We start from the raw sequence: 3,059 nt of genomic DNA, 5'->3' as shown, positions 1-3,059 counted from the left end.
ATATGGTCTTGAATTATTTCATACAGTATTTAGCTGACTTAGAACACAAAGAAGATAGAAAATTTAGAATAGCCTATTACCAAAACCAAAGCGGCGCTCCCAGAAATGCCCAGTGCAATGTAACCCATTTGCTGAAGCTGCTTTACTGCCTCGACAGAAATAAATATAATCCCGACGGCAATAAACGAACTAAGCATCCAGCAGGTATGAGTATTCCCTCTAACATCACAGACACGGAAAGAGAAAGATTAACCGCTTTACTGCCTCTGCTATCTCAAGCTCTGTGGATAGAGCAAAGACTGTATGAAATAATTCAAGACCATATCAGCAACCCCAGAAGAAAGGGTGTTAACGACTTAGCATCAATTGATATACGTAAAACTACGTTGTTGCCTGACAGCAAGTATTCATTTGGGTTTGGTGCGCCAACTGACCTGGCACTACCGATAATTGCGTCCTATCGCGTATTTTTGGATCAAGACTATAAATGGATTCTGCCATTTGACGAATTCGCTGAAGATTTTCTCCTACACTTATGGACTAACTATTTCCGTAAATACTTGGTGTCGGAGAAAACAGCAGGAAATACAGTCGGCACAAAAATCAGCCGTAATCAAGAGATTTGGGAAAGTTTGTATATCTCGGCACAAAGTTATCTGAATCAGCATTTGATGAAAATGGTCAACTCTGGTAAGGAAGAAGAAGCGAAGGTGACACAAGGTACAAAAGGGCATCTGCAAGCAAGCAAGAAATAATAGTACAAGTTTTCTATGCGTGAGATTCGTTTTGGATGGGCGATGGCTTTTAAGTGATAGCCTAATTTGTCAAATCGAAAAAGTGCGATATCACAGATGATTTTCCATTTCCATATACAATGACAACTGCTCATTCAAGGACTATTTTGTGGATTCAACAGTAGCAGGAGAGGAAAAATAATGGCTGAACTCAAACTCCGGTCAAAAGATCCAGATTCCCTCAGACGCATTATTCAAAGTGCTTTGTCAGAAAGATTACAGAGTGTGACAGCAGGAATCAAAAGAACAGAAGAACGGATTCAGGAATTTGAAACCAAATATAAATTATCGACTGAGGAATTTATCACTCAGTTTAATAATGATGAATTATCCCATAATTTTGACTTTGATGAGTGGATTGGAGAAGCTCGAATGTTGGCACATTTACAACAAACAAAAGAGTCAATAGAGGAAATTGATTTTGTTGATTGAAGATTATTTTCAGCAAATTCGGATTTTAATTGAATCCTCAGAAATAGTTAAAATATTTAATTTAGAAACTGAAAAAAGAGGAATATATGAAGGTTTTCTCAGAGCCAAGCTCGAATTTAAAGATAATTCGTTGCTGCATCTGAGGGAATTTATCTATGTTGAAATATCCCCAGATAGAAAAATGTATAGTTATCAATATATGAATTCAGAGAATAATCTAATTTTTCGCTATGACAATACTGAACATCACCGAAAATTAAATTTGACTACCTTTCCTCATCATAAACATGATGCTAGTGAGGATAATATCGTTAAATCAGATGCTCCTTTTTTAGCTGAGATCCTAAAAGAAATTGAGAAAATATTAGTATAAGTGCGATGCCTACGGCAGACGTTGCCAACGGAGGTATACACATTAGATATACCCCTTTCGTCTTCAGCGATCGCTTGACATCGACTAATTTCTTAGCTCTATTTTATCTCTATTAACTAATACTGGTTATTCTAAATACTTGTTTTGCTGTTGCATTATTTTCCTTGAATCTTACAAGCGAGGAATCTCAAGTCTTTGTTTCTGGGAAAACGTGGTCAAACCTTCATCAAAAAGCTCTTGGGCTGTAGCGCCTGAGCTAATTGATTTTTGCGCCTCTTGGTTGCTCAATCAGGTTGTTGCAACTCATAATCACAACTCGGACTTATCCCAAGGCGATCGCATATCTCAGGCTTAAGCGCAGGTACAGTATCAACAGTATCAATTGATGAAGTGGGACAAAAGATTCTGATTGGTTATTAGCCCATTCGATATAACCTATTTCTTCATCGGTTCCATCAAGTACCTCATCCATCCAGTTACAAATGTTTTCAGGAGATTCATTTTTGCACTTTTTACGCCGAACAACATCAACAACTCCTTCTGTATAACCATACTCAGATGCTTCATTTTTGGGGTCAATATAAAAGATTTTACGGTTTGGGTTTTCGGCTTTGATTCGACGCAAGGCATTAGCAACCAGCATTCCTTTACCGCTTCCCCCAATTCCAAAAATAATGCAGTTCCGAATAGGCGAAGCAATTTCTCGAACTATATCTATAATGTGCGTGGGATTGTGAATTGAAGATGAAGTATTAGTACTTGCGAGTTCAGTATAATGCGAATTAGATTGTTGTGAGAGGAATGTGGATTCTTGCAGGGAATTAGAAGAAGTTACCGTTGCTAATGGTTGATTTAATGATTGACTAGATTGTGATGTATCCTCAATATAATCGATTGCTGCGTTTGAAAAAGCGTACTCTTGACTGCTGGCAAAGTGCAACTCTCGCTCTATATTATCCTTACCCACTTGCTGTATATATGCCCGGAAATCATCACCGTCCAAAATATGAGCAATACAGCCATATTCTCTAATCGCTGTTTGATTGCGTTGAATTTCTTTGGCTTTTTTAAAACTACTATATAATGTCCATCCGGCAATGAGCGCTCCAGTGATGCCAGAGGTAGCTGAAGCTGCGATCGCTGCCACAATCAACCCAAGAGCAATATTCCATTGAATGTTGTTTTCGGTAGTGGACTTAAAAGCGATCGCGCTCCATTGCTCCGGGGTTCTCTGGGTCTTATTACCCACATTCCGCAGATATGAAAGCGGATTTAATAATTATGAAATTGAATGAACGTAAGCCTGAAATGGTTGTCTAGCAAACATTTCAGGCTTTTTTAAAAGTCTGAAAATTAAGAGCCAACAAGCTAGATAGCTTTTCCTGTTTGTCAGTATTAGCAGTGTCAATACAGTTAGATATTGCTGACTTAAAATCAGCAAAGCTAGCATAGTATTTAGA

The 3,059-nt window shown here is 38.0% G+C and carries 4 protein-coding genes; 3 read left to right on the top strand and 1 reads right to left on the bottom strand.

What is annotated here, in order from left to right; genetic code table 11:
• The 3 genes from LC574_RS33465 to LC574_RS33455 form a co-directional block, all read left to right on the top strand.
• A partial coding sequence (locus tag LC574_RS33465) for an AIPR family protein (protein WP_229457886.1) occupies positions 1 to 755 on the top strand: 755 nt, incomplete at its 5' end.
• Positions 756 to 935: 180 nt separating this feature from the next.
• Positions 936 to 1,226, top strand: coding sequence for a hypothetical protein (locus tag LC574_RS33460; RefSeq protein ID WP_181374328.1), 291 nt, complete (start codon positions 936 to 938; stop codon positions 1,224 to 1,226).
• The gene (locus LC574_RS33455) at positions 1,216 to 1,599 is read left to right on the top strand and encodes a DUF6516 family protein (protein ID WP_229457885.1); all 384 of its coding nucleotides are present in this window, start codon (positions 1,216 to 1,218) and stop codon (positions 1,597 to 1,599) included. The genes LC574_RS33460 and LC574_RS33455 overlap by 11 nt, the downstream gene beginning before the upstream one ends.
• A gap of 322 nt (positions 1,600 to 1,921) precedes the next feature.
• On the opposite strand, the gene LC574_RS33450 is transcribed toward LC574_RS33455, so the two are convergent.
• Entirely contained in the window at positions 1,922 to 2,848 is a 927-nt protein-coding gene (locus LC574_RS33450; protein WP_229457884.1) for a hypothetical protein, read from the bottom strand.
• Positions 2,849 to 3,059 lie beyond the last annotated feature (211 nt).

This window comes from Nostoc sp. CHAB 5715 (assembly GCF_020829685.1).
In the GTDB taxonomy this organism is placed as follows: domain Bacteria; phylum Cyanobacteriota; class Cyanobacteriia; order Cyanobacteriales; family Nostocaceae; genus Nostoc.
The sequence above is the reverse complement of the archived record's forward strand: the minus strand, read 5'-3'. Positions and strand labels throughout refer to the sequence as shown.